This is a genomic window from Micromonospora acroterricola (assembly GCF_003172955.1).
Taxonomy (GTDB): Bacteria; Actinomycetota; Actinomycetes; order Mycobacteriales; family Micromonosporaceae; genus Micromonospora; species Micromonospora acroterricola.
This window is the reverse complement of the sequence record NZ_QGKR01000165.1, coordinates 1-5,671: the sequence shown is the minus strand read 5'-3', so window position 1 is coordinate 5,671 and position 5,671 is coordinate 1. Positions and strand designations below refer to the sequence as shown.

Below are 5,671 nucleotides of genomic sequence, written 5' to 3'. Positions count from 1 at the left end.
CACCGACCCAGCACCGCGCCCGCACCCTCCCTCCAATGATCGACTTGTCTCGATTCTTTCCGAAAGGAAGGCAGATGACGCACAGACGGTGGATCACTGCCGCCGCGGTCGCCGTCGCGACCGTCGCGGCGTTGAACACGGTCCCGGCCACAGCGAGCCGGCCGTACGATCCGACCGCGCAGAGCCTGGGCGCTCTCGGCCTGCGCCACAAACTCCACGTCGGCACCGCGGTGGACATGGCCGCGCTCAACGACGCCAACGACCCGGAGTACCGCCGGCTGGCCGCCTCCGAGTTCTCCTCGGTCACCGCCGAGAACGCCATGAAGTGGGAGAGCCTGGAGCCCACCCGCGGCACCTACGACTGGGCCGCGGCCGACCAGCTCGTCGAGTTCGCCAAACGCAACAGGCAGAGTGTGCGCGGCCACGTGCTGGTCTGGCACAACCAACTGCCCGCCTGGCTGACCGCTGGCGTTGCCGACGGCTCCATCAGCAAGCAGGAGCTGCGCGAGCTGCTACGCAGGCACATCACCACGGTCGTCAACCGCTACAAGGGCAAGATCTGGCAGTGGGACGTGGTCAACGAGGCGGTCAGCGACCCGTGGGACACCCCGTCGACCCTGCACTACAAGGGCTTCTGGGCGCAGAACCTCGGGCCCGACTACATCGCCGACGCGTTCCGCTGGGCGCGGGCCGCCGACCCCAGAGCGCTGCTGTTCTACAACGACTACAACATCGAGGCGTTCGGCTCCGGCAACCCGGCCGACGACAAGTCGCAGTTCGTCCACGACATGGTCAAGGGGCTGCTCGCACAGGGCGTCCCGATCGACGGCATCGGATCCCAGGGCCACCTGGGCACCCAGTACGGCAACTACGACACCCTTCAGGTGACCGCCGCGCTGAAGAGGTTCGCGGCGCTCGGCGTCGCCACCGCGTTCACCGAGGTCGACGTCCGCAGCGAGCTGACCGAGCCCGGCGACTCGGCAGAGATCAACCCCCGGTTGCAGGCGTCGGCCGCCAACTTCAGCGTCCTGATGAAGGCCTGCCTCGCCGTACGCAGCTGCCTGTCGTACACCGTCTGGGGCTTCAGCGACAGGCACTCCTGGGTGCCGGAGTGGTTCGACGACCCGCCGCAGGGCATGGCCACCATCTACGACGAGAACTACCAACCCAAGCGGGCGTACCACGAGCTCAAGTCCGACCTGATCTTCGCCGGACCGCCGTACGTCCTGCCGCGCGTCGCGCCCAGGCCGCGCGGCTGATCCACCGCGACACCAGCGCCGGCCGTGTGGGGCTCCGGCACGCCCCACACGGCCGCTGGTCGTGGGTGAGGCGCGGCCAGCCCGGGAGTTGACGCCCCCGACCACGTCGGCCGCCACCGGCTCCTGCCCCCGACCGGCCAGCAGTAGGATCACTGGCACCTCGGCGAAGACTGTCGCCTCCCCCGTCCGGAGTCCGCATGTCCGAGCAGCCAACCGCCGACCACACCCGTGCCGGCACCATGCCGTCTTCGGCGCGATCCCGCCCCGGTCAGACCCCCTGCTCGGCGCATGGCTGATCGTTCGCACCCGGGTCTCCGCCGCACCCTGGCCGTCGTGGGCCTGATCGCCGTCGCCACCGTGCCGGCCGCCTCGTCGGTGGCCGACTCCTCGGTGGCCGGCACCCTGGCGGCCCGGCCTGCCGTGTCCACGGTGCTGCGGGTGCTCCAGCTGAACCTCTGCAACAGCGGGCGGGCCGGCTGCTACACGGGCCGATCGGTCACCGAGGCCGCCACGGTCATCAGCACCGAGGCGCCCGATCTGGTCACCCTCAACGAGATCTGCCGGGACGACGTGACAACCCTCGAGCGCACGTTCTCGCGGGTCCACGGTGGCGACACGATCGTGTCCGCCTTCAAGGCCGCCGGTGACCGCCCGTCCGGCTCCGTCACCCGGTGCCACGACGGCCAGCCGTACGGCATCGGAATGCTGACCCACCTCGAGCCGCCCTACACGGCGCACACGGTGCGCAGTGGGATCTACCCGCCGCAGGATGTCACGGACCCCGAGGAACGAGCGTGGCTCTGCGTCGACCTGCTCGGCGAGCTGCACGCCTGCACGACACACCTGGCGGCCACCGATGTCACCGTGGCGCTCGCCCAGTGCCGGCACCTGCTCGACACGGTCGTACCGACGATCCGCAGGAACGCCGGCTACGCGCCCACCGTGCTGCTCGGCGACCTCAACCTCCGGCGCGGCGGCTCCCCCGACGTGCGGTCCTGCGTGCCCCCGGGCTACCAGCGGATCGACGACGGCGCGCTGCAACACGTCATGGCGACGACCGACGCCCGGATCTGCTGCGGCCGGTCGGTGGGGATGCACGGGGCGACCGACCACCCGGGGCTGCTGACCACACTCACGCTCGACGGGAGACATCCGGCCCTGACGGCACGCTGCGTGGAGACCAGGTCACGTCGGCCCTGCCCCGTCCCGGGGAGCACCGCCGAGCGGTGACGGGGGACGGCGTTCCGACCGACCCCCGGGGCGACGCCGCTGTTATCGCACGACGCGGGCGACGGCGCCGTTGAAGGACACGGCCTGCACGGATGGACGCGGCGGCGGCACGTCGTCCGCGCGCCACCGCGCCACGGACACGATGCCCGGGTCGACGAGTTCCCACCCGTCGAGCAGGTCGGCGAACTGCTCCGTGGTCCTGGCCCGGAACCGCCCGTCCCGGTTGTTGGCCTCGAGCTTCGCGGTCACCTCCGGCGGCATGTACTCCCAGGTGACGTGCGAGGCGACCACGTAGCTGCCGGCCGGGAGCGCCCCGACGAGCCGCCTGAGGATGCCCTTCGGGTCCTCGTCGTCGCGGATGAAGTGCAGGATCGCCACCAGCATCAGCGCGACGGGCTGGGTCAGGTCCAACGTCGCGCGCAGATCCGGGTGGGCGATGATCGCCTCCGGCTCACGCAGGTCGGCGTCGAGATAGGCCGTACGGCCCTCGGGTGTGCTGCTCAGCAGCGCTCGGGCGTGGGCGAGGACGATCGGGTCGTTGTCGACGTAGACGACCCGGGAGGACGGGTTGATCGCCTGGGCGACCTCGTGCGTGTTGTCGGCGGTCGGGATTCCGGTGCCGATGTCGAGGAACTGTCGGACGCCCTGCTGAGCCAGGAACCGGACCGTGCGTTGCAGGAACATCCGGTTCTCGACGGCGGCCAGCCGGATGGTGGGCATCGCGGCCGCGAGGGCGTCGCCGGACTCCCGGTCGGCGGCGAAGTTGTCCTTACCACCCAGCAGGTAGTTGTACCTCCGAGCCGGGTGGGCCACGGTGGTGTCGATCCGGTCCGACGCCGACAGTTCCCCGCTTCGACCAGTCACCACGACCCCCGTCCCCACGCCCGACATCCACAAGGTACACACCGGACGGCGACGGTGGTTGCGGCGAATCTCGTCAGGCTCGGTCGGCGGGTGGGATCGGCTCGCCGGTCTGGTCCCACATGGACTTCATCTCGCCGAACGCCTGCTCCATGATCTGCACCATCGCGGCACGGGCGCTGTCGCCGTCGCGCCGCTGGATCGCCTGCGCCACGTCGGCGTGCAGTTGGAGGGCCTGCTGGTGGGGGTAGTGCGGCATCAGGTCGTAGTGGTGCCGGCCGGTGAGCACCTCCGCCACCAGATCCTGCAGTTTGACGAACATCTCGTTGCCCGAGGCGGCCAGCACCCGGCGGTGGAACTCGATGTCGAGGCGGAGGAAGCGCTCCTCGTCGCCGGCCTTCCCGGCGGCCCACATCTTGGCCGCCAACCCGACGAGGTCGCTCGCCTCGTCGTGATCGACCCGGTTGGCGGCCAGCCAGGCGGCGTGCGGTTCGACGGCGGTCCGCAGTTCGGTGATCGAGCGCATCTGCGCCATGCGGCCGGCCGAGGCGAGCCGCCAGCGGATCACCTGCGGGTCGAAGACGTTCCAGTCGTTCGCCGGCCGGATCAGCACCCCGACCCGGCGGCGGGTCTCGATGAACCCCATGGCGGCGAGCACCCGCAGGACCTCGCGGACGACCGAGCGGGACACGCCGTACCGGTCGACCAGCTCGTCGATGTTGAGGACGGAGCCGGGCGTCAGCTGGCCGCCGCAGATGGCGGTGCCGAGGTGGTCGAGAACTTGTGCGTGCAGCCCGGCCTCGGCAGGGGCCTTCTTCTGGACGGCTGCGACCCCCGGTGAGGACGGTTCCACACGTTGGAGCATATCAGTTGAAGATCACCCCTTGAATAAATCCGCTTTATCGGCCTAGCATCCGGACGTTAAGCGGACGTTAACGGCGAGGTCCCGCTCTATCCCCCACCAGCGGCGACCACGACAGAAGGAGAGATGGACGTGCGGCGTCGATCGATATTCGGAACTTCTCTGGCCGTGGTTGCCGCCATGAGCCTGTCGGCGTGCGGCGGCGGTGACGACAGCGCGGCGTCGAAGACCGTGCGGGTGACCCTCGCCAACCACGTGTGGACGGAGAACATCAAGCAGGCCCTGCCCGAGTTCGAGAAGCAGTCCGGCCTGAAGGTCGAGATCACCCAACTCGGCGAGGACCAGCTCTCCGACCAGTACAACGTGAAGCTCAACGCGGGTTCCAGCGACATCGACGTGATGATGTACCGCCCCCTGCAGGAGGGGAAGCTGTTCGCGAAGAACAAGTACCTCGCCGACCTGTCTGACGAGGTCAAGTCCAACAAGGACTGGGACTTCAGCGACTTCCAGGCCGGCCCGGTGGAGGCCACCGCGTACGAGGACAAGGCGGTCGGCGTCCCGATCATCACCGAGCAGGAGGTCCTCTACTACCGCAAGGACCTGCTGGCCAAGGCCGGTCTGACCGCCCCGCCGAAGAACCTCGACGAGCTGAAGGCGGCCGCGACCAAGGTCAAGGCCGCGGACCCGAGCGTCGCCGGCTTCGTGGCCCGTACCGGCAAGTCGCCGGCCGTCACCCAGTTCTCCAGCTTCCTCTACAGCTTCGGCGGTGACTTCGTCGACAGCAGCGGCAAGGCCGCCGTCAACAGCGAGCAGGCCAAGCAGGCGTACGCCTACTACGGCGGGCTCCTCAGGGACCAGGGCCCGGCGAACGTCAGCACCGACATGAGCTGGCCCGAGGCGATGGCCATCTTCACCCAGGGCAAGGCGGCGTTCTACACCGAGGCCAACTCGCTCTACAAGAACGCCACCGACCCGGCCAAGTCGAAGGTCTCCGACACCGTCGGCTTCGCGCCCTTCCCCGCCGGCCCCGCCGGTTCCAAGCCGTACAACATCCCCTCGTGGGCGCTGGGCATCAACGACAACTCCGAGAACCAGAGCAACGCGTGGAAGTTCGTCGAGTGGGCGACCAGCAAGGAGCAGACGCTGGCGCAGCAGAAGTCCGGCGTGCCGGGCGCGCGTACCTCGGTCTGGGCCAACCCCGAGGGCACGGCGACGTACCCGAAGGACCTCGTCGAGGCCATCGCGGCCAGCACCAAGGACGGCGTGGGTCACGACCGCCCGCTGGTCAACAAGGTCGCCCAGGCCCGGGAGATCGTCGGCCAGCCGATCGTCGACGCCATCGCTGGCAAGGACGCGGCGGCGGCCGCCGACACCGCCAACGCGGCGTTCCAGAAGTTCCTGGACGACGAGGCCAAGTAAGCCCGGCGGTGGGGGTGGCGCGGCCGCGCCACCCCCACCC

Annotated in this window: 5 protein-coding genes; 3 read left to right on the top strand and 2 right to left on the bottom strand. The window is 69.6% G+C overall.

The features are described 5' to 3' along the window. Positions 1-74 precede the first annotated feature (74 nt). Both DKT68_RS10355 and DKT68_RS10350 read left to right on the top strand, forming a co-directional pair. Positions 75-1,259, top strand: a complete 1,185-nt coding sequence (locus DKT68_RS10355; protein WP_109817194.1) for an endo-1,4-beta-xylanase — start codon at positions 75-77, stop codon at positions 1,257-1,259. Between the two features lie 288 nt (positions 1,260-1,547). Next, positions 1,548-2,489, top strand: a complete 942-nt coding sequence (locus DKT68_RS10350) for an exonuclease/endonuclease/phosphatase family protein (protein ID WP_236646821.1) — start codon at positions 1,548-1,550, stop codon at positions 2,487-2,489. Positions 2,490-2,531: 42 nt separating this feature from the next. On the opposite strand, the gene DKT68_RS10345 is transcribed toward DKT68_RS10350, so the two are convergent. After that, on the bottom strand, positions 2,532-3,353 hold the full coding sequence (locus DKT68_RS10345) for an SAM-dependent methyltransferase (protein ID WP_236646820.1): 822 nt from the start codon (positions 3,351-3,353) through the stop codon (positions 2,532-2,534). Between the two features lie 73 nt (positions 3,354-3,426). Next, a complete protein-coding gene (locus DKT68_RS10340) occupies positions 3,427-4,203 on the bottom strand; it encodes a FadR/GntR family transcriptional regulator (RefSeq protein WP_236646819.1) in 777 nt (258 codons plus the stop codon). Between the two features lie 189 nt (positions 4,204-4,392). Here DKT68_RS10340 and DKT68_RS10335 point away from each other — a divergent pair, with 189 nt between their 5' ends. Then, positions 4,393-5,631 (top strand): ABC transporter substrate-binding protein, encoded by a 1,239-nt coding sequence (locus DKT68_RS10335; protein ID WP_236646818.1) that lies wholly within the window; start codon positions 4,393-4,395, stop codon positions 5,629-5,631. The last annotated feature ends 40 nt before the right edge of the window (positions 5,632-5,671 follow it).